This is a genomic window from Variovorax sp. GW821-FHT06D12 (assembly GCF_059419205.1).
This window is the reverse complement of the sequence record NZ_JBWKRI010000002.1, coordinates 748,215-769,524: the sequence shown is the minus strand read 5'-3', so window position 1 is coordinate 769,524 and position 21,310 is coordinate 748,215. Positions and strand designations below refer to the sequence as shown.

At 70.9% G+C, this 21,310-nt stretch carries 14 protein-coding genes; 13 read left to right on the top strand and 1 reads right to left on the bottom strand.

Annotation, left to right across the window (positions count from 1 at the left end):
• The first annotated feature begins 6 nt into the window (after window positions 1-6).
• The 8 genes from AC07SQ_RS09950 to AC07SQ_RS09915 all read left to right on the top strand — a co-directional run bounded on the left by AC07SQ_RS09950 (window position 7) and on the right by AC07SQ_RS09915 (window position 12,243).
• Complete coding sequence (locus AC07SQ_RS09950) at window positions 7-837, top strand: enoyl-CoA hydratase/isomerase family protein (protein WP_495271982.1); 831 nt, start codon at window positions 7-9, stop codon at window positions 835-837.
• Window positions 838-943: 106 nt separating this feature from the next.
• Complete coding sequence (locus AC07SQ_RS09945) at window positions 944-2,047, top strand: CaiB/BaiF CoA transferase family protein (RefSeq protein ID WP_495271983.1); 1,104 nt, start codon at window positions 944-946, stop codon at window positions 2,045-2,047.
• A gap of 73 nt (window positions 2,048-2,120) precedes the next feature.
• Entirely contained in the window at window positions 2,121-3,698 is a 1,578-nt protein-coding gene (locus tag AC07SQ_RS09940) for an acyl-CoA synthetase (protein ID WP_495271984.1), read from the top strand.
• Window positions 3,699-3,724: 26 nt separating this feature from the next.
• Window positions 3,725-5,284, top strand: a complete 1,560-nt coding sequence (locus tag AC07SQ_RS09935; RefSeq protein ID WP_492698720.1) for a long-chain-fatty-acid--CoA ligase — start codon at window positions 3,725-3,727, stop codon at window positions 5,282-5,284.
• A 38-nt stretch (window positions 5,285-5,322) separates the two neighbouring features.
• On the top strand, window positions 5,323-6,474 hold the full coding sequence (locus AC07SQ_RS09930; RefSeq protein WP_495271985.1) for an acyl-CoA dehydrogenase family protein: 1,152 nt from the start codon (window positions 5,323-5,325) through the stop codon (window positions 6,472-6,474).
• Between the two features lie 5 nt (window positions 6,475-6,479).
• On the top strand, window positions 6,480-7,271 hold the full coding sequence (locus AC07SQ_RS09925) for an enoyl-CoA hydratase/isomerase family protein (protein ID WP_495272231.1): 792 nt from the start codon (window positions 6,480-6,482) through the stop codon (window positions 7,269-7,271).
• Window positions 7,272-7,312: 41 nt separating this feature from the next.
• A complete protein-coding gene (locus AC07SQ_RS09920) occupies window positions 7,313-8,206 on the top strand; it encodes an SDR family oxidoreductase (RefSeq protein ID WP_095746851.1) in 894 nt (297 codons plus the stop codon).
• Between the two features lie 203 nt (window positions 8,207-8,409).
• Window positions 8,410-12,243, top strand: a complete 3,834-nt coding sequence (locus tag AC07SQ_RS09915; RefSeq protein ID WP_495271986.1) for an autotransporter domain-containing protein — start codon at window positions 8,410-8,412, stop codon at window positions 12,241-12,243.
• A 60-nt stretch (window positions 12,244-12,303) separates the two neighbouring features.
• Here AC07SQ_RS09915 and AC07SQ_RS09910 read toward each other — a convergent pair whose 3' ends face one another.
• Window positions 12,304-15,042 (bottom strand): winged helix-turn-helix domain-containing protein, encoded by a 2,739-nt coding sequence (locus AC07SQ_RS09910; RefSeq protein WP_369630200.1) that lies wholly within the window; start codon window positions 15,040-15,042, stop codon window positions 12,304-12,306.
• A 138-nt stretch (window positions 15,043-15,180) separates the two neighbouring features.
• On the opposite strand from AC07SQ_RS09910, the gene AC07SQ_RS09905 reads away from it, so the two are divergent.
• The 5 genes from AC07SQ_RS09905 (at window position 15,181) to fadB (ending at window position 21,307) form a co-directional block, all read left to right on the top strand.
• Window positions 15,181-16,389 carry an acetyl-CoA C-acetyltransferase gene (locus tag AC07SQ_RS09905; protein WP_495271987.1) on the top strand — a complete coding sequence of 403 codons (1,209 nt, stop codon included), beginning with the start codon at window positions 15,181-15,183 and terminating at the stop codon, window positions 16,387-16,389.
• A 28-nt stretch (window positions 16,390-16,417) separates the two neighbouring features.
• Window positions 16,418-17,830: an enoyl-CoA hydratase-related protein gene (locus AC07SQ_RS09900; RefSeq protein WP_495271988.1), complete on the top strand. Its 1,413-nt coding sequence runs from the start codon at window positions 16,418-16,420 to the stop codon at window positions 17,828-17,830.
• Window positions 17,827-18,654 (top strand): acyl-CoA thioesterase, encoded by an 828-nt coding sequence (locus AC07SQ_RS09895; protein WP_495271989.1) that lies wholly within the window; start codon window positions 17,827-17,829, stop codon window positions 18,652-18,654. Before AC07SQ_RS09900 ends, AC07SQ_RS09895 begins: the two co-directional genes overlap by 4 nt.
• The gene (locus AC07SQ_RS09890; protein ID WP_495271990.1) at window positions 18,651-19,067 is read left to right on the top strand and encodes an EthD domain-containing protein; all 417 of its coding nucleotides are present in this window, start codon (window positions 18,651-18,653) and stop codon (window positions 19,065-19,067) included. The genes AC07SQ_RS09895 and AC07SQ_RS09890 overlap by 4 nt, the downstream gene beginning before the upstream one ends.
• An 89-nt stretch (window positions 19,068-19,156) precedes the next feature.
• Complete coding sequence (fadB, locus tag AC07SQ_RS09885; protein WP_495271991.1) at window positions 19,157-21,307, top strand: fatty acid oxidation complex subunit alpha FadB; 2,151 nt, start codon at window positions 19,157-19,159, stop codon at window positions 21,305-21,307.
• Window positions 21,308-21,310 lie beyond the last annotated feature (3 nt).

Genomic DNA, 21,310 nt, shown 5'->3' with positions numbered 1-21,310 from the left:
ACCGCCATGCCCGACAGCGAAGCAGACGACGACATCCTCATCGACCGCAGCCGCGCAGGCATCGCACTGCTCACGCTGAACCGCCCCGCGCGCCTGAACGCACTGAGCCAGCCCACCGTGCGGCGCCTGTGCGCCGCGCTCGACGCACTGGCGCAGGACGACAGCGTGCGCGTTCTGGTGCTCACCGGCGCCGGGCGCGGCTTCTGCGCCGGCTGGGACCTCACGACGCCGCTCACGCGCCGCGACGACCAGCCGCTCGACGGCGAGCCCTCGGTGACCGACCTGATGGCGGGGCAGGAGCTGTTCGCCGGCATGGTGCGGCGGCTGCGCGCGCTCGACAAGGTGGTGATCGCCGCCGTCAACGGCGTGGCCGTGGGCGCGGGCTTTGCACTCACGCTGGGCGCCGACATCCGCGTGGCCGCGCGCTCGGCGTCGTTCCATGTGGGCGCGGTGCGCATCGGCCTCACGGCCGGCGAGTGCGGCATCAGCTACCACCTGCCGCGGCTGGTGGGCGCCTCGCGCGCCTTCGAACTCATGCTCACGGGCCGACCCGTGCCGGCCGACGAGGCCGAGCGCATCGGCCTGGTCGCCGCGCTGGTGGACGACGAAGCCCTGCTGCCGCGCGCGCTCGCCCTGGCGGCCGACGTGCTGCGCAACAGCCCCTACGCCACGCGCCACACCAAGCAGCTCATGTGGGCCAACCTCGAGGCCCCGAGCCTGGACGCCGCACTCGAGGTGGAGAACCGCGCCCAGGTGCTGGCGCTCAAGACAGAGGATTTCCGCGAGGCCGCCGCCGCCTTCGCGGCCAAGCGCGCGCCCGTCTTCACGGGGCGCTGAAACGTCTTTCCGCGCTTTCGTCGCTTCCGACGATGCGACGGCGGCGCCCGCGCGCCAAGATGCCTTCACACAACAGGCCGCCGGGTGCGCGCCAGAGGAAACACACATGGCAGGACCCCTGAAAGGACTTCGGGTCGTCGAGATGGCCGGCATCGGCCCCGGCCCCTTTTGCGCGATGCTGTTCGCCGACATGGGCGCGGAGGTGCTGCGCATCGCGCGCCCCGGCACGCGGCGCGACCCCCACGACATCCTGGCGCGCGGGCGCAGCACCTGGGAGGTCGACCTGCGCGCCCCCGACGCCGCCGCGCCGGTGCTCGACGCCATCGCGCGCGCCGACATCCTCATCGAGGGCTTCCGCCCCGGCGTGATGGAACGCCTGGGCCTGGGCCCGTCCGAATGCCACGCGCGCAACCCGCGCCTGGTCTACGGCCGCATGACCGGCTGGGGCCAGCACGGCCCGCTGGCGCACGCGGCCGGTCACGACATCAACTACATCGCCATCAGCGGCGCGCTGCACGCCATCGGCCGTTCGGGCGAGGCGCCCGTGCCGCCGCTGAACTACGTGGGCGACTTCGGCGGCGGCGCCATGCTGCTGGCCTTCGGCCTGCTGGCCGCGCTGCACGAGGTCAAGGCCTCGGGCCAGGGCCAGGTGGTGGATGCCGCCATGACCGACGGCGCTGCGTTGCTGTCGGCCATGATGTACGGCTTCAAGTCGGCCGGCCAGTGGAGCAACCAGCGCGGCGAGAACCTGCTCGACGGCGGCGCCCACTTCTACGACACCTACGCCTGCGCCGACGGCAAGTACGTGGCCATCGGTTCCATCGAGCCGCAGTTCTACGCGCTGCTGCGCGAGCGCTGCGGCCTGGTCGACGACCCCGCCTTCGACGCCCAGATGGACGCCGACCGCTGGCCGCTGCTCAAGCTGCGCCTGGCCGACGTGTTCCGCACCCGCACGCGCGACGAGTGGTGCGTGCTGCTCGAAGGCAGCGACGCGTGCTTCGCGCCCGTGCTCGACTGGGACGAGGCCCCGCAGCACCCGCACAACGTGGCGCGCGGCACCTTCGCCACCGTGGGCGGCGTGGTGCAGCCCGCGCCCGCGCCGCGTTTCAGCCGCACCGCGCCGGTCGTGCCGCCGGCCGTGTCGCCCGACGACGGGCCCGCGCTGCTCAAGCGCTGGGGCGCGGCAGCGCCCGTGGCCGAAGCACGCTGACGTCCTTGTTTTCCGGGCATGCGCGTTCGCGCATGCATGGCATTTCCGCACCGCACCGACAGGAGCCTTGTCCATGCCCACCACGCCACCGCCGCTGTACCTCACGCAGGCCCTGCACCGCGCCATGCAGTGCAGCCCGCGCGCCGTCGCCACCGTGTTCCAGGGCCGCACGCGCACCTACGGCGAACTCGGCGAGCGCGTCGCGCGCCTGGCGGGTGGGCTGCGCCGCCTGGGCGTGCAGCCCGGCGACCGCGTGGGCGTGCTCGCGCTCAACGCCGACCGCACGCTGGAGTACTACCTGGCCGTGTGGTGGGCCGGCGGCGTGGTCAACCCGGTCAACACGCGCTGGAGCGTGGCCGAGATGGCGCACTCCCTCGACGACTGCGCGACGCACATCCTGTTCGTCGACGACCAGTTCCTTGCGACGGCGGACGCGCTGCGCGCCGCCGCGCGCGCCGTCACCACCTGGGTCTACATGGGCGAGCGCCAGGCGCCCACGGGCATGACCGATTACGAGGCGCTGGTCCGCGAGAGCGAGCCCGTGCCCGACGCGCTGCGCGGCGGCGACGACCTGGCCGGCGTGTTCTACACAGGCGGCACCACCGGCCGGCCCAAGGGCGTGATGCTCAGCCACGCGGCGCTGGTGATCAACGCGCAGGTGTCGATGCTCGGCGCCTTCTTCGACGACAGCGCGCGGCTGCTGCAGGTGGCGCCGCTCTTTCACCTGGCGGGGCTGTCGTTCCTGCTGCGCGGCGTGCTCATGGGCTGCGCGCAGATCATCCTGCCGGGCTTCTCGGTGGACGGCATGCTCGCCGCCATCGAGCGCGACCGCGCCACCAACCTCATGGCCGTGCCCGCGATGCTGCAGATGCTGGTGGACGACCCGCGCACCGCGCAGGCCGACCTGTCGAGCGTGCGCTTCGTCGGCTACGGTGCCTCGCCCATCACCGAGGCGCTGCTGGAGCGCGCCTTCGCCACCTTCCCGCAGGCCGAGTTCGCGCAGGGCTACGGCATGACCGAGCTGTCGGCCGGCGTGAGCTACCTCACGCGCCACTACCACTCGCCCGAAGGCCGCAAGCTCGGCAAGCTGGCCTCGGCCGGGCAGGCGCTCTCGGGCATCGACCTGCGCGTGTGCGACGGCGACGGCCGCGAGGTGCCGCGCGGCACCGTGGGCGAACTCACCGTGCGCAGCCCGTGCGTGATGCAGGGCTACTGGAACCTGCCCGAACAAACCGCGGCCGCATTGCGCGATGGCTGGATGCACACCGGCGACGCCGCCCGCATGGACGACGACGGCTTCGTCTTCATCGTCGACCGCTACAAGGACATGATCGTGAGCGGCGGCGAGAACATCTACTGCGCCGAGGTCGAGGGCGCGCTCGCGCGCCACCCCGCCGTGGCCGCCGCCGCCGTCATCGGCGTGCCCGACGAGCGCTGGGGCGAGGCCGTGCATGCGGTGGTGGTGCGCAAGCCGGGCAGCGATGCCGATGCCGACGCGCTCATCGCCCACTGCCGTGAATTGATCGCCGGCTACAAGTGCCCGCGCAGCGTCGAATTCGTCGACGCGCTGCCGATCTCGGGCGCCGGCAAGGTCATGAAGTACCGCCTGCGAGAGCCGCACTGGGCCGGCCACGCGCGCCGGGTTGCCTGACAAAAAACCACCAAGGAGACGACACCATGTTCCTCACCCAGCCCCTGCACAAGGGCCGCCGCGAGAAGGCCCGCGAGACCGCCGTGGTCTGCGGCAACCACCGCCTGGACTTCGCGACCCTCACCGACCGCGTGGCGCGCCTGGGCGCCGTGCTGCAGCAGCTCGGCATGGCGCGCGGCGACCGCGTCGGCATGATGAGCCTGAACTCGCACCGCTTCGTCGAGTTCTTCTTCGGCACCTGGTGGGGCGGCGGCGTCATCAACCCGGTGAACATCCGCTGGAACCCGAAGGAGGTCGCCTACTCGCTGGACGACTGCGACACGCGCATCCTGCTGGTCGACGACCTGTTCGCGCCCATGGCCGGCGAGCTGCGCAAGCTCTCGACGTCGCTGCGCACCGTGGTGTACTGCGGCGACGGCCCCGTGCCCGAGGGCATGGTCGGCTACGAGGCGCTGCTGGCCGACGCGCAGCCGATCGACGATGCGCCGCACAGCGCCGACGAGCTGGCCGCCATCATGTACACCGGCGGCACCACCGGCCGGCCCAAGGGCGTGATGCTCACGCACGGCAGCCTCTACATCAACGCGCTGAGTTCGGTGGCCGCGGTGCCGCGCGAGACGCGCAACGCCGCCGTGGTCATCGCCGTGCCCATGTTCCACGTGGCCGGCTGCGGGCTGTCGCTGCAGAGCATCCTGCGGCTGGTGCCGCAGCACGTGGTGCCGATGTTCGACGAGGTGGCGATCCTGCAGGCCATCCAGGCCGCGCGCGCCACCGAGATGTTCCTGGTGCCCACCATGATCAAGCGCGTGATCGAGCACCCGCGCTTTGCCGAGTTCGACCTGTCGAGCCTGCAGATGCTGCTGTACGGCGCCGCGCCCATCGACGTGGCGCTGCTCGAGCAGGCCATGGCCGCGCTGCCCGCCACGAGCTTCTCGCAGGCCTACGGCATGACCGAGCTGTCGCCCACCGTGGCCGTGCTGATGCCGCACTTCCACCTGCCCGGGCCCGACCGCAACCGCCTGCTGCGCGCGGCCGGCACGCCAGTGCCCGTGGCCGAGATCCGCATCGTCGACGGCGAGGACAACGAGCTGCCGCCCGGCCAGGTCGGCGAGATCGTCGCGCGCGGACCGATGGTCATGAAGGGCTACTGGAACAAGCCCGCCGAGACCGAGGCCGCGCTGCGCGGCGGCTGGATGCACACCGGCGACGGCGGCTACATGGACGAGCACGGCCTGCTGTTCGTGGTCGACCGCATGAAGGACATGATCGTGAGCGGTGGCGAGAACGTGTACTCGGCCGAGGTCGAGAACGCCATCGCCCAGATGCCGCAGGTGCTGATGTCGGCCGTCATCGGCGTGCCCGACGACAAGTGGGGCGAGCGCGTGCATGCGGTGATCGTTCTGCGCGAGGGCATGCCGCTCACGGCCGACGACGTCATCGCCCATTGCCGCGACCAGATCGCCAACTACAAGTGCCCGCGCAGCGTGGAGTTCCGCGATGCGCTGCCGCTCTCGGCCGCCGGCAAGCTGCAGAAGTTCCAGCTGCGCGAACCCTTCTGGGCTGGTAAAGAGCGCCGCGTCGGCTGACCCCATTCCCCCAATTCCAAGACACTGAAGGACACCCCATGCCCATCGATTTCCGCCGCTCGTGGAGCGACGAAGAACTGGAGCTGTACCGCGACAACGTCGTGCGTTTCGTCGAGACCGAAGTCATGCCCCACGACGAAGAGGCGCGCAAGCGCGGCCATGTCGGCCACGAGGTGTGGCGCAAGGCCGGCGCGCTCGGCCTGCTGTGCTCCGACATTCCCGAGGCCTACGGCGGCGCGGGCGGCGACTTCCGCCACGAGGCCGTGTTCTACGAAGAGAAGGCGCGCCGCGCGCTGACCGGCATGGCCAGCTCGGTGCACACCATCGTGGCGCACTACTTCCTGAACCACGGCACCGAGGAACAGAAGCAACGCTACCTGCCGCGCATGGCGCGCGGCGAGCTGGTCGGCGCCATCGCCATGACCGAGCCCGGCGCCGGCTCCGACCTGCAGGGCGTGCGCACGCGCGCCGAGAAGCAGCCCGACGGCAGCTACCGCATCCGCGGCTCCAAGACCTTCATCACCAACGGCTTTCTCGCGGGCGTGGTGCTGGTCGTGGCCAAGACCGACCCGACGCAGGGCGCCAAGGGCACCTCGATCCTCATCGTCGAGACCGAGGGCTGCGAGGGCTACCGCGTGGGCCGCGTGCTCGACAAGATCGGCATGAAGGCACAGGACACCTCGGAGCTGTTCTTCGACGACGTGCACGTGCCGGCCGACGCGCTGCTCGGCGGCCAGGAAGGGCAGGGCTTCTTCCAGCTCATGAGCGACCTGCCGTACGAGCGCACCATCATCGGCGTGAACGCGCTGGCCACCATGGAAGGCGCCTACCAGGCCACGCTCGACTATGTGCGCGACCGCAAGGCCTTCGGCAAGCCGATCGCCGACTTCCAGAACACCAAGTTCAAGCTCGCCGAGATCGCCACGCAGATCAAGGTGGGCCGCGCCTTCATCGACCGCTGCGTGGAAGACCTCGTGGCCGGCAAGCTCGACACCGCCACCGCCTCCATGGCCAAGCTCTGGGGCTCCGAGACGCAGGGCCGCGTGGTCGACGAATGCCTGCAGCTCTTTGGCGGCTACGGCTTCATGACCGAGTACATGGTGGCGCGCATGTACGCCGACGGGCGCGTGCAGCGCATCTACGGCGGCACCAACGAGATCATGAAAGAAGTGATCTCGCGCGCGCTGTGACTGCGATGAACGAGGTGCTGCAGATCGAGCGGCGCGGCGAGGTCGCGTGGCTCACGCTGAACCGCCCCGAGCGCCTGAACGCGCTCGACCCGGTGCTGGTGCGCGCGCTGCGCGAGTACTTCGAGGGTCTGAACGCGCGCAGCCCCGAGCGCGTGGTCGTGCTGCAGGGCGCGGGCCGCGCCTTCTGCGCCGGGCTCGACCTGAAGGAACAGGTGGGCGGCGAAGACCTCGGCGTGGCCGACATGCTCGAACAGCAGAAGGGCATCCGCGACATCATGCTCGCCATGCGGCGCTGCCCGCAGCCCATCGTGTGCGTGGTGCAGGGCGCGGCCAGCGGCGGCGGCTTTGCGCTCGCGCTGGCCTCCGACGTGCGCCTGGCCACGCCCGACGCGCGCATGAACGCCGCCTTCATCCGCATCGGCCTGTCGGCCTGCGACGTGGGCGTGAGCTACTTCCTGCCGCGCATGGTCGGCAGCTCGGTGGCGGCCGAGTACATGCTCACCGGCCGCTTCATGGACGCGCAGCGCGCCTATGCACTGGGCCTCGTGAGCCACGTCGACGCGCTGCCCGCGCTGCAGGCCGAGGCGCAGGCGCTGGCCGACGACATGCTCAACGCGACGCCCGTGGCGCTGCGCCTGACCAAGGAGGCGCTCGGCATCGCCGTGGACGCCGGCAGCATGGAAGCGGTCATCGCCATGGAAGACCGCAACCAGGTGCTGTGCACCCAGACCCGCGATTTCCGCGAAGGCATGAGCGCCTTCCTCGAGAAGCGCGCGCCCGTCTACACGGGGCGCTGAGCTTCATCCCGAATTCCAACGGACCGCACACAAGGATTCCCATGACCCTCGACGACCTGATGTTCAAGCCCGGCCTGCTGGCCGGCCGCCGCTACCTCGTGACCGGCGGCGGCAGCGGCCTGGGCCGCGTGATGAGCGAGGCGCTGCTGCTGCTCGGCGCCCACGTGTACATCTGCGGGCGCCGCGCGCCCGTGCTCGAAGAAACCGCGGCCGAGCTGATGCACCTGCACGGCGGGCGCGTGACGCCCAAGACCTGCGACATCCGCCACGACACGCAGATCACCGAGATGCTCGATGAAATCTGGGCCGACGGCGGCGCGCTCGACGGCCTCGTCAACAACGCCGCGGGCAACTTCGTGAGCCGCACCGAAGACCTGTCGCCGCGTGCCTTCGATGCCATCTCGAGCATCGTCTTTCGCGGCAGCTTCTGCATGACGCTCGAATGCGGCAAGCGCTGGCTGGCCGAAGGCAAGGCCGCGTCGGTGCTGTCGATCCTCACCACCTGGGTGTGGAACGGCTCGCCCTTCACCGTGCCCTCGGCCATGTCGAAGGCCGGGCTGCATGCCATGACGCAGTCGCTCGCGGTCGAGTGGGCGGGCCGCGGCATCCGCTTCAACGCCATCGCACCGGGCCTGTTCCCCACCGAGGGCATGAGCGCGCGGCTGAACCCCGGCGGCGGCGAGCACAAGGCCGAACGCAACCCGATGGAGCGCAACGGCCGCATGCCCGAGCTGGCCAACCTCGCGGCCTACCTGCTCGGCCCGGGCTCGGAGTACGTCAACGGCCAGACCATCGCCATCGACGGCGCGCAGTTCCAGGCCACGGGCGGGAATTTCTCGCGCATGTCGCAGTGGCAGGACGAAGACTGGAAGCGCGCGCGCGAGCACATCGCGGGGCGCGACGCGCAGGACAAGCGGCAGCGGCTGGCGGCCTGAAAGCGCCGCAACCTAGGGAAAAACTCCAGCGTCAGGATTCCAAAGTATCGGAACAAGCCCCGACGAGATCACAAAGAACGCCCCCTCTTTCCAGAATTTAACGACCGTTAACCGGCCCGTGCGCGATGTCTCCCCGACATGGCTTCACCGGCAGGGCAACGGTCTTTTCATTCCATTCCAAGACAGAGAGGGTTCGTTCCGTCATGACGAGATCACCGAAGTTCAAGCGCAGGGCCGTGGCCCGCGCCGCCGTGTGCGTGCTGGGTTCGATGCTGGCCTCCGCGGCCGGTGCACAGGCCTATCCGGGCGACCCCGGCATGATCGGCAACCCGGCCAGCTGGCGCACGAAGGAGTTCCTGGCCGACTGGGGGCTCGGGGCGATGAAGACCGAGTACGCCTACGCGGCGGGGTTCACCGGCAAGGGCGTGAAGCTGGGCGTCATCGACTCGGGCTTCGACGTGCGCCACACGCGCGAGCTGCCGCTCACGCGCTTCACGGCGCTGGTGACGGCGACGTCCAACGGGGCGTACAGCGAGTTCGCGGCGGATGGGTCCGTGCTCAACGGCAAAGACGTGGGCTACGGTTTCCACGGCACCCACGTGTCCGGCACCGTGGGCGCCAGCCGGGACGGGCAGGACGTCAAGAACAACATGCACGGCGTAGCGTTCAATGCCCACGTGTTCGTGGGCAACACCAATGCGCCCGACGCGCTGAGTTCGAGTGCCGGGTTGAGTCCGGACAGCTACCCCCTCGCCACCACCGAGAACTTCCGCAACCTCTACCAGGGCATGCGCGACGCGGGCGTGCGGGTCATCAACAACAGCTGGGGCAATCCGAGCAATCGGAATTTCAGCACACAGAATGCGGTCACCGCCGACTACCTGCAGTACCTGCGCGGGCCGTCCTGGGTCGATGCCGCGATCGACGCCACGAAGCCCCAGGCCGATGGCAAGGAAGGGGTCATCCAGGTGTTCGCCGCCGACAACCAGGGGCAGGCCAATCCGGCGGCGCGCGGGGCGCTTCCTTATTTCAGGCCCGACGTGGAGGGGCATTGGTTGACGGTGACGGGGGCCAGTCAGACAAAAACGGGCTACCAGCAGCACAGCTCCCTCAACAAGTGCGGCATCGCCAAGTACTGGTGCGTGGCCACCCCCGGGGCCGGTATCACGAGCACCGTGTTCGACGGGGCCTACGGGACCTACACCGGCACCTCGATGGCGGCGCCGCATGCCACGGGGGCCCTGGGCGTCATCATGGAGCGCTTTCCGTACATGACCAACGAGCAGGCGCTGCAGGTGCTTCTCACCACGGCCACGAAGCTCGACGGCACGCGCCAGACGGCGCCCGATGCGGTGATCGGCTGGGGCCTCGTCAACCTCGAGAACGCCATGAAGGGGCCGGGCCAGCTGCTCAAGCGCACGGTCATCGACATGCCTGGTGGGATGGCCGATACGTGGCGCCACGACATCTCGGAAACGGGGCTGGTCCAGCGCAAGCAGGAAGAAGCCGCCGAGATCGTGCGCCTGGGTGCGCTCGTGAAGGGGCCGATTGCCCCGGACGCCTTCAAGCCCCTGGGTGATGAGGCCGTCGCGCTGCTTCAGGCGCTGCGCACGGCCATGTTGTCGGGTGGTGACTTCGCCGACGCCCTGGCCGCAGCGAAGGCCAACCCGCTCGCGAAGGGCACCGCCGAGATATTCGAGAGCCTGCGCCGACTGGCCGGGCCCGGAGACCCCCTGTGGACCGAACTCCCTCCGTACATGGTGATTCCGGCGGAAGAAATCATGACGACTGTCGAGGACAGGGCAAGAGCGATCAACGTCGACTGGGACCGCCTGACCCACCTGCGCAGCAAGACCGACGAAGACTACCGCGGCAGCCTCGTGAAGGCCGGCGCCGGGCGGCTGGTGCTCACGGGCACCAACACCTACTCGGGCGACACGCATGTCCAGGCCGGCGAACTCGCCCTGGGCGAGGGCGGCACCACCGGTTCCATCACCAGCCACGTGGCCATCGACGCGGGCGCCAGCTTCGCCATCGACCGAAGCGATGCCTACGACTTCACCTACAACATCACCGGCGCGGGCGACCTGCGCACCACGGGCGGCACGACCGGCGAAGGCGTCACCACCTTGAGCGGCGCCAACAGCTACAGCGGTGCGACCTGGGTCCAGGGCGGCACGCTGCGCGCGGGCTCGGCCACGGGCCTGTCGAACGCCAGCGCGTTCACGGTGGCCGGCAAGGCCAGGCTCGACCTCAACGGCTTCGACGCCACCATCGGCTCGCTGGCCGGCGCGGGCGACGTCGCCGTGGGCACCGGCACGCTGACCACCGGCGGCAACGACCGGTCGACGCAGTTCGCGGGCCGCTTCAGCGGCAGCGGCGGCCTCGTCAAGGCGGGCACGGGCAGCTTCGAGCTCACCGGCGACTCCGGCGCCTTCACCGGCAGGACCTCGGTGGCGCAGGGCATGCTGTCGGTCAACGGCACGTTGGGCGGCACGATGGCCGTGCTGTCGGGTGGGCGCCTGCAGGGCAACGGCACGGTCGGCAGCACCACCGTCGCGGCGGGCGGTGTGGTGGCGCCGGGCAACTCCATCGGCACGCTGCACGTGGCCGGCAACGCACGCTTCGCACCGGGCTCGACCTTCGAGGCCGAACTGAGCGGCACCGACGCGCAGGCCGACCGGCTCGACGTCAGCGGCCACGCCACGCTCGAAGGCGGCACGGTGCGCGTGCTCGGCGGCTACGTTCTGGGCGCGCGCTACACGCTGCTGAACGCCGAGGGCGGCGTGAGCGGCACCTTCACCGATTTCAGCGTGGCCAAGGACTACCTCTTCCTCTCGCCGAAGCTGGGCTACACCGCGACGCAGGTCTACACGGAAGCCATGCGCAACAGCGTGTCGTTCGCGTCGGTCGCGCAGTCGGGCAACCAGCGTGCGATCGGTGGCAATCTCGATGGCGCGGCTGCATGGAGCCCGGCGCTGGCGGCCGCGCTGCAGCTGGAGAGCGTGCCGGCCGCGCGCACGGCCTTCGACAGTCTGTCGGGCGAAGTGCATGCCTCCGCGAAGACCGCGCTCATCGAGGACAGCCGCTTCGTGCGTGAGGCCGCGCTGGAGCGCCTGCGTGCCTCGGCCGGCACGGCGGGCGCGTCCACGGCGCAGGTCAAGATCAACGACGGCGCCGGCCAGTCGCACATGGCCGCACCGACCACGGGCGAGACGGTCTTCTGGAGCCAGGCCCTGCATTCGACCGGCCGTGCGCGCGGCGACGGCAACGCCGCGCGGCTCGATCGCTCGGTCGACGGCCTGCTGATGGGCGGCGACACCCGCGTGGGCGACAACGTGCGCCTGGGCGTGGCCGGCGGCTACAGCCGCAGCAAGTTCGACGTGGGCGCGCGTTCGTCCTCGGGCGATGCCACCACCTACCACCTGGGCCTGTACGGCGGCACCACGCGCGGTTCGTGGGCCCTGCGCGCCGGCGCAGCCTACGCGCGGCACGACGTGGACACCACGCGCCAGGCGCGCGTGACGGGCCTGGCGGATTCGCTCAAGAGTAACCACGACGCATCGACCACGCAGGTCTTCGGCGAAGTGGGCTACAGCCTGGCCGCCGGCGACGTGGCACTGGAGCCCTTCGCCAACCTCGCGCACGTCACGCTGCACACCGACGCGTTCTCCGAGCGCGGCACGTGGGCGGCGCTGCAGGCGCGCAGCGGCAGCGCGAACGTCGGCCTGTCGACGCTGGGCCTGCGCGCATCGACTGCGGTGCGCCTGGGCAGTGTCGACGCCACGCTCAAGGGCATGGTCGGCTGGCGCCGCGCCTACGGCGACCTGACGCCCTTCACCAGCGTTGCGCTGCCGGGCGCCACCGGCTTCTCGGACATCGCGGGCGTCGCAGTGGCGAAGAACGCGGCGGTGCTGCAACTCGGCATGGACTTCGCGTTCTCGCCGCGCGCGACCTTCGGCGTGTCGTATGGCGGGCAGTTCGGAGGCAAGGCGCGCGACCAGTCGGTGAAGGCGAATCTGAACGTGTCGTTCTGACGAAAGGCGAGGGTTTGGGCCCGTCTGCCATGTGTCGGCGGGCGGGCCCTTTTTTTTGGGCTAGCGGATCACGCCGAGCTTGCGCGCAATCGCCACCGCCTCCGTGCGCCGCTTCGCACCCAGCTTCATGTGGATGTTGCGCAGGTGCGTGCGCACCGTGCTCTCCGACACGAACAGCTTCTCGCCCATCGCGTTGTTCGAGTAGCCCTCGGCCAGGAGCTGCAGCACGCGGATCTCCTTGCGCGTGAGCGGCTCCTTGGTGGCGTCGCCCGAGGGCGCCTCGGCGTCGATCGGCGAGGGCGGCGGGCCCAGCACCTGCAGCAGCCGCTGCAGGTAGTCGGCCAGGATCGGGTCGCTGCGCAGCACGGGCGCCACGGCACCCGCTTCTTGCTGCATGGCGGCGGCATAGCGGTGCACCAGCGTGCCCACGGCCGGGCCTTCGTCGAGGATCAGCCGCACGAAGCCTTCCTGGCTCGCGGCCTGCAGCACGGCGCCGATCTCTTCGATGGCGGTGGCGAGGTCGCCCGCGCGCTGCAGCGCCAGCGCGCGCAACACGCGCAGCTTGAGCGCGCGTCGGTTGCGGTTGGCGGCCACGGCGGCGTGCAGCTCGGCGTCGAGCACGGTGAGGGCCGCGCGCGCGTCGCCGAAGGCAATGTCCCAGCGCGCCCGCGCGAGCGCGAGGTAGTCGAGGTCGTGCGCGGGCAGGCGCTGGCGGCGCTCGCGCTCCCACAGCTCGGGGTCGTCGGCGCGTTGCAGCTCGTCGCGCGAGGCGGGGCCGTTGCCCTGCAACAGCAGCATGTGGGCGCGCTCCAGCTTGGCGCCCGCGACCACGCGCGGCAGCTGGCGGTGGTGGCCGAGGTATTCGAGTTCGGTGAGCGCCTGGAACGCGGCGTCGATGTCGCCCGCGTGGAAGGCGATGCGCGAGCGCATGACGTGGCTCAGGATCATGTGGTCGGGCAGGCCCACGTCGCGCGCCAGCGGCAGGTACACGTTCAGCAGGTGCTCGGCCTGCACCAGCTGGTTGGTCTCGTACACGGCGCCCGCGTACAGCACGCCGGCCCAGGCGTTGCCGTGGCTGTGGTTGTACGACACGGCATGCGTGGAGTCGACCGCCATGCGCAGCCGCGCGGTGGCCTGGCGCAGCCGGCCTTCGGTGAGGTCGAACAGGCCCGCCAGCGACTCGGTGTACATGCGGTTGAAGGTGCTGTTGCCCTGCTCGCGCCGCGCGGCCTCGAGCAGGCGCTGCGCCTCGCGCTGGTCGCCGCGCACGGCGAGGATGTGGGCCATGGCATTGAGCAGCACGCCTTCGGCAAAGGCCAGCCCGGTGGGCAGGCGCGCGAGGCTCTCGCGGCCGGCTTCATACGCGGCGTCGTGCTGGTCTTCCATGGCCAGCAGCAGCGGAATGAGCGTGTGGGCGTTGGCGCGCACCTCGGGAATGGGGCTGTCGAGGCAGCCCGACTGTTCGAGCAGCCGCATGGCGTCCCACGGGCCGTGCGTGAAGCAGGTGGCCCACAGCGCGATGAGCTGCAGGAACGGATGCTCGCGCAGCTGATGTTCGGGAATGGCCGAGAACCAGCGCGCCAGCATGCGCATGCGGCCCTGTTCGAGGAACTGCTCGGCGTAGCTGTCGAGCAGCGTGAGCGCGTGCGGATGGTCGCCGCCCTCGATGGCATGGTCGATGGCGGGCACGGGCCGGCCGTGCGACTCGTACCAGCCCGAGGCCGCCAGGTGCAGCCGCGCGAGTTCGCCCGGCCGCTCGCGCGCCAGCTGCGCACGCAGGAAGTCGGCAAAGAGGCTGTGGTAGCGCCACGCGCGCACCTCGCCGCCGGCATCGCCGCTCACGGGCGTGAGGAACAGGTTGGCGGCGGCCAGCTGCTCGAGGATGACGGCGCTGTCGCCGCGCGGGTTGAGTGCCTGGCACACCGAGGCGTCGAGCTGGCGCAGGATGCTGGTGCGCAGCAGGAAGTCGTGGATCTCGGGCGGCTGGTGCGCGAGCACGTCTTCGGCCAGGTAGTCGGCCACGGCGCGGTCGGAGCCCGAGAAGCGTTCGATGAAGCCGGTCTCGATGCCGTGTCGCTCCAGCGCCATCGACGCCAGCCAGATGGCCGCCACCCAGCCTTCGGTCTTGCGGTGCAGCTGCGAGAGCAGGTCGGCCGGCAGCGCCTGCGGCGGCTGCGCGGCGGCGTGCGGCGTGTGCGCCTGGCGCAGGCCGATGAAGGCGCTGGTTTCTTCCAGCGTGAAGCGCAGGCGGTCGGTGTCGATCTCGATGAGCTGGCCGCGCGCGCGCAGCCGGCCCAGCCCGAGGTCGGGCAGGCTGCGCGAGCCGATCACGATCTGCCCGCGCCGCGGCAGGTGTTCGACCAGCTCGCGCACGAGGCCGAGCACGGCGGGCTCCTGCACCACCTCGAAGTCGTCCAGGAACAGCGTGAAGGGCGAATCGTGCGCGGCCAGCGCGGCCACGGCGTCGAAGGGCGCGTGGCTTGCGGGCTCGTCCACGCCGATACGCTGCACGGCCTCGGCCAGGCAGTTGAGAAAGCGCGACACGTCGTTGTCGGCGCGGTCGAGCGTGAGCCAGGCGGTGGCGATGCCCTGCGCGTCCATGCGTTCGCGGATCTGTGCCATGGCGGTGGTCTTGCCGAAGCCGGCGGGCGCGCGCACCAGCACGAGCTTGACGGTGGCGGCCGCGATCTCTTCGCTGATGGCGGTGCGCGGCACCTGCGTGGCCACGAAGGCCGGCGGGTTCAGCTTGGTCTCGAGAATCCGGAGCGAAGAAGGGGGAACGGGGGCTGGAGCAGGCATCGCGAAGGGGGAGTGAGTGCCTGGAAATTCCGTCGCTTCCGACGATTCCGGCAACCGATTCTGCTTCCTAAACTGGCCGCAGACAAACTGAATTCCCCTGCATCCGGTGGCCTTGCGCACCCGGGCAGCGCCCTGCCCATGACCGACGACGTTTTCATCTACGACCACGTGCGCACGCCGCGCGGCAAGGGGCGCGCCGACGGTGCGCTGCACCCCATCACGCCGGTGCAGCTGGCCACGCAGGTGTTGCAGGCGCTGCGCGAACGCCATGCGCTCGACCCCACGCAGATCGAGGACGTGGGCCTGGGCGTGGTGATGCCGGTGGGCGAGCAGGGCGCCGACATCGCGCGCGTCGCGCTGCTGTCGGCGGGCTATGGCGACAGCGTGGTGGGCTTCCAGCTCAACCGCTTCTGCACCTCGGCGCTCGACACGCTGAAGATGGGCTTCGGTCTCGTGGCCTCGGGCCAGGCCGACGCGGTGATCGGCGGCGGCGTGGAGTCGATGTCGCGCGTGACCATCGGCAGCGACGGCGGCGCGGTCTACACCGACCCCGCCGTGGGCCAGCGCTACCCCTACATCCCCAACGGCGTGGCGGCCGACCTCATGGCCATGCTCGATGGCGTGGACCGCGAGGCGGTCGATGCCTACGCCATGGAAAGCCAGCGCCGCGCCGCCGTGGCGCAGGCCGAGGGCCGCTTCGACCGCTCGCTCGTGCCCGTGCGCGACCGGCTCGGCCGCACCGTGCTCGCGAAGGACGAGGCCAACCGCCCCGGCACCACGATGGCCGACCTGGCCAAGCTCAAGCCCGCCTTCGCCGGCGTGGCCGCGCAGGGCTACGAAGCCATCCTGCTGCAGCGCTACCCGCAGCTCTCGCACATCGCGCCCATCCACACGGGCGGCAATTCGAGCGGCATCGTCGACGGCGCCTGCGCGGTGCTGCTGGGCAACCGCGACTACGGCACGCGCAACGGATTGACGCCGCGCGCGCGCATCGTCGGCAGCGCCTCGTGCGCCGACGAGCCGCTGCTGAGCCTGGGCGGCCCGATGCCCGCCACCGAGCGCCTGCTGGCGCGCTGCGGCCTGGCCATCGGCGACATCGACCTGTTCGAGGTGAACGAGGCCTTCTCGGTGGTGCCGATGCGTTATGCGCGCCACTTCGACATCGACCCCGCGCGCATCAACGTGAACGGCGGCGCCATCGCGCTGGGCCACCCGCTGGGCGCGACCGGCGCGATCCTCACGGGCACGCTGCTCGACGAGCTGGAGCGGCGTGACGCGCGCCTGGGCCTGGTCACGCTGTGCGCCGCGGCGGGGCAGTCGACCGCGCTGGTGATCGAACGCGTCTGAGCAGCACGTCTTCTCTTTCATTTCTCTTATGCCTTCCCACATCCGATTCGAGGTCGATGCCGACGGCGTCGCGCTCCTCACCCTCGACGTGCCCGAGCGGCCGATGAACGTGTTCACGCCCGGCTTCACGGCCGACCTGCGCGAGGCCGTGGCGCAGATCGCGCAGCGCGCCGACGTGCGCGGCGCGGTCATCACCTCGGGCAAGGCCAGCGGCTTCATGGCCGGGGCCGACCTGAAGGACCTCGTGGGCTTTCACGCCACGGGCGGCGGCGCGGCCGAGGCCATCGAGGCGATCGCGCCCGGCGGGCGCGCGCTGCGCGAGCTGGAGCGCTGCGGCAAGCCCGTGGCGGCGGCCATCAACGGCGTGGCGCTGGGCGGCGGTTTCGAACTGGCGCTGGCCTGCCATCACCGCGTGCTGCTCGACGAGCCGCGCGCAGTGGTCGGGCTGCCCGAAGTCACGGTCGGCCTGCTGCCCGTGGGCGGCGGCACGCAGCGGCTGCCGCGCCTCATCGGCATTGCGCGCGCGCTGCCGCTGCTGCTGTCGGGCCGGCATGTGGCGCCGGCCGAGGCGCTGGCGCTGGGCATGGTCGATGCGCTCGCGCCGGCCGACCAGCTCGTGGCCGTGGCCCGTCGCTGGGTGCTCGACCACCCCGACGCCGGCCAGCAGCCGTGGGACGTGAAGGGTTTCCAGGTGCCGGGCGGCGCGGGCGCACTCGCACCGCATGCGGGCGCGAGCTTCGGCGCGACGCTGGCGCAGGTGCGGCGCGACACGCACGACCAGCTGCCGGCGCCGCTGGCCATCCTGTCGGCCGTGTACGAAGGCACGCAGCTGCCGATGGACGCGGGCCTGGCGGTCGAGGCGCAGTACTTCGGCCCCTTGTTGGCCGGCCCGGTGGCGCGCAACCTGATGCGCACGCTGTTCGTGAACCGGGGCGCGGCGCTGCGGCGCAAGGGCGACTTGGGTGCAGTCAATGCTGCGTATGTCGAACGGCTGCGGCAGCTGTATCGCAATGAAGGTGCGGCGCTGTTGAGCGAGGGCGTGTCGCCTGCGCTGATTGCGAATGCCGCGCGGCAGGCTGGGTTTGGCGAAAGCCCATTGGTTGCCGAAGCCACCGCGACACAAGCCTCTGCATCGCAGCCCGACGCACGCGCCGTCGGCGAACGCCTGCTGTCGCTGCTCGCGCTCGAAGCGGCGCGCTGCCTCGAAGAAGGCGTGCTGAAGCAGCCGGTCGAGGCCGACCTCGGCGCCGTGCTCGCGCTGGGCTACCCCGACTGGACCGGCGGCACGCTCTCGTACATCGAGACCGTCGGCCTCTCGGCTTTCGTCACGCGCTGCGACGCGCTGGCCGAGCGCCACGGCGAGCGCTTCAAGCCCACGGCCGCACTGCGCCAGCGCGCGCAATCGAACACGCTGTTCTATCCCGTGGAGCAGGTCGCGTGAGCCCAGGCCGCGCGCAAGCGCTGCAGTCGCTGGTCGCGCAGCTGCAGCTCGAACAGCTGGAGAAGAACCTGTTTCGCGGCACCAGCACCGACATCGGCGCGCCCGCCGTCTTCGGCGGCCAGGTGCTCGGTCAGGCGCTGATGGCCGCGGCCCGCACGGTCGACGGGCATGCGGCGCATTCGCTGCACGGCTACTTCCTGCGCGCGGGTGACAAGGCCGCGCCCATCGTCTACGACGTGGACCGCATCCGCGACGGCGCGAGCTTCACCACGCGGCGCGTGGTTGCCATCCAGCATGGCGAGCCGATCTTCCACATGTCGGCCTCGTTCCACCGGCGCGAAGAGGGCGTGTCGCACCAGTGCGCCATGCCCGAGGCGCCGCCGCCCGAAGACCTCACGCCGCGCGCCGGTCCGCGCGTGCGCGTCGAGGGGCCGATCGAGTTCCGCTACGTCGATCCGCGCGACCCGGTCACGGCCGGCCCGCGCCCGCCACACAGCCAGCTCTGGCTGCGCACCGCCGACGCGCTGCCCGACGACCCGCTGCTGCACCAGGCCCTGCTGGCCTATGCCTCCGACTACAGCTTCATGGGCGTGGCGATGCAGCCGCACGGCCTGGCGTTTCAGCAACCCGGCGTGCAGGGCGTGAGCCTGGACCACGCGATGTGGTTCCACCGCGACTTCCGCTGCGACGACTGGCTGCTGTACGACGCCGACTCGCCCTCGGCCGAGCATGCGCGGGGCTTTTGCCGCGGCGCGCTGTTCGATCGCGCCGGCCGGCTCGTGGCCTCGGTCGCGCAGGAAGGGCTGATCCGGGTGCGCCGATGATCAAGCTCGTCTTCTGCCTGCGGCGCTTGCCGCACCTGGACCGCGCGCAGTTCCAGCACCACTGGCGAAACGTGCATGCGCCGCTCGTCGCCGAGCGTGCCGAGGTGCTGGGCCTGCGGCGCTACGTGCAGTCGCACGCGCTCGACGATGCGCTGGTGCAGCCGCTGGCCGTGCCGCGCGGCAGCCCCGCGCCTTTCGACGGCGTGGCCGAGCTGTGGTGGGACAGCCTCGAAGCGCGCACCGGTGCAAGGCGCGAGGAAGCCCGCCGCGCGAGCGCCGAGCTGCTCGCGGACGAGCGCCGCTTCATCGACCTGGCGGCCTCGCCGATCTTCTTCACCGACGAGTTCGCCGTGGTCGGCGACCCCGCCGCCGAGGCGGTGCGCGACTACCTGCAGGCGCGCGGCCGTCTGTAATCGTCGCTTCGGACGATGCCTGCGCGCAGGGCGCGTCCCTAAACTTTTTCCCACAGGCTGGCGCGTCGCCGGCCGCGAGGAGACCCCCTTTGTTCCAAGGCGAAAGTATCGAAGTCCTGCCGTTGCAGGACGGTCTGGTGGAGCTGCGCTTCGACCGGCGCGGCGAGGCCATCAACAAGCTCGACGCACGCACCGTCGACGAGTTCCGCCAGGCCACCGAACGCATCGCGGCCTCGTCCGATGTGCGCGGCGTGCTCGTGACGAGCGCGAAAGACGTGTTCATCGTCGGTGCCGACATCACCGAGTTCGGTGCCACCTTCCAGCAGGCCGAGGCCGACATCGCGCGCGGCGTGCGCGCCAGCAACGAGCTGTTCAATGCCTTCGAGGACCTGAAGGTGCCCAGCGTGGTCGCCATCAACGGCTTCGCGCTCGGCGGCGGGCTGGAGCTGGCGATGCTCGCGCCGCTGCGCGTGATGGCCGACACGGCGCAGGTCGGCGTGCCCGAGGTGAAGCTCGGACTGTTCCCCGGCTTCGGCGGCACGGTGCGGCTGTCGCGCCTGGCGGGCCTGGCCACGGCCATCGACTGGGTGGCGAGCGGCAAGCCGGCCAAGGCGCCGGCCGCGCTGGCTGCGGGCGTGACCGACGAGGTCGCCGCGCCCGAGGCCCTGCGCGACCGTGCGCTCGCGCTGCTGCAGCGCGCGGTGCGCGGCGAGATCGACTGGCAGGCGGCGCAGCAACGCAAGCGCGCGCCGCTGGCGCTGTCGGCGCAAGAGGCCGGTGCGTTGGTCGAGACCGCGCGCACGCAGGTGGCGGCGCACAGCGGAAAGCACCAGCCCGCGGCGATCATCGCGCTCGAAATGATGGCCGAGGCCGCCGGCCGCGACCGCGCCGGCGCGCTCGACCTCGAGTCGGCCGCCTTCGGCCGCGTCGCGAAGACGCAGGCTGCGGCCTCGCTGGTGCAGGCCTTTCTCAACGACCAGGCGCTCAAGAAGCTCTACAAGCGCCACGCGCGCGAAGGCCGTCCGGTGAAGCAGGCGGCCGTGCTCGGCGCCGGCATCATGGGCGGCGGCATCGCCTACACCAGCGCGCTGCGCGGCACGTCGGTGCGCATGAAGGACATCGCGCAGCCGCAGCTCGACCTGGGCATGGCCGAGGCCGGCAAGCAGCTGGCCAAGCAGGTGAAGAACGGCCGGCTCGGGCAGGCCAAGGCCGACGCCATTCAAGCGTCGATCGTGCCGCAGCTCGACGAGGCCGGCTTCGACAGCGTGGACTGCGTGGTCGAGGCCGTGGTCGAGAACCTCGAGGTCAAGCGCAAGGTGCTGGCCGCGCTGGAAGGCAGCGTGAAGCCCGGCACGGTGATCGCCTCGAACACCTCGAGCCTGCGCATAGACGACATCGCCCAGCCGCTTGCGCGGCCTGAAGACTTTGTCGGCATGCACTTCTTCAACCCTGTGCCGGTGATGCAGCTGGTGGAAGTGATCCAGGGCGCGAAGACCAGCAATGCCGCCGTGTCCACCGCCGTGGGCTATGCCGTGGCCATGGGCAAGACGCCCATCGTGGTGAAGGACTGCCCGGGCTTCCTGGTCAACCGCATCCTCACGCCGTACATCAACGCCTTCGTGCAGCTGGTGGCCGATGGCGCCGACTTCGAGGCGGTCGACCGCGCGATGGAAGCCTTCGGCTGGCCCATGGGCCCGGCCTACCTGCAGGACGTGGTGGGCATGGACGTGGGCGCGCACGTGGGCGACGTGATCGCCGCGGGCTACCCGCAGCGCATGCCGGCCCTCGAACGCAATGCCGTGAAGCTCATGGTGGCGAACAAGCGCTACGGCCAGAAGAACGGCGCGGGTTTCTACCGCTACGAGAACGACCCCACGGGCCGCCCGCGCAAGTCGGCCGCGCCCGAGGCGCATGCGCTGGTCGCCACGCTGCAGCCGCAAGGGCGGCGCGACTTCGCGGACGCGGAGATCGTTGAACGCATGATGCTGCCGATGATCGTCGAGGCCGCGCACGCGCTCGAAGACGGCGTGGTCGCCACGCCGGCCGAGCTCGACATGGCGCTGCTGCTCGGCGTGGGCTTTCCGGCCTATGCGGGCGGGGCGCTCAAGTACGCCGACTGGCTGGGGCTGGACCGCGTGGTCGCGCTGTGCGACAAACATGCGGCGCTCGGCGCGCCGTATGTGCCCACGGCGCGCATGCGCGAGATGGCGGCGCGCAAGTTGCGCTACTACCCGGTCTGAACG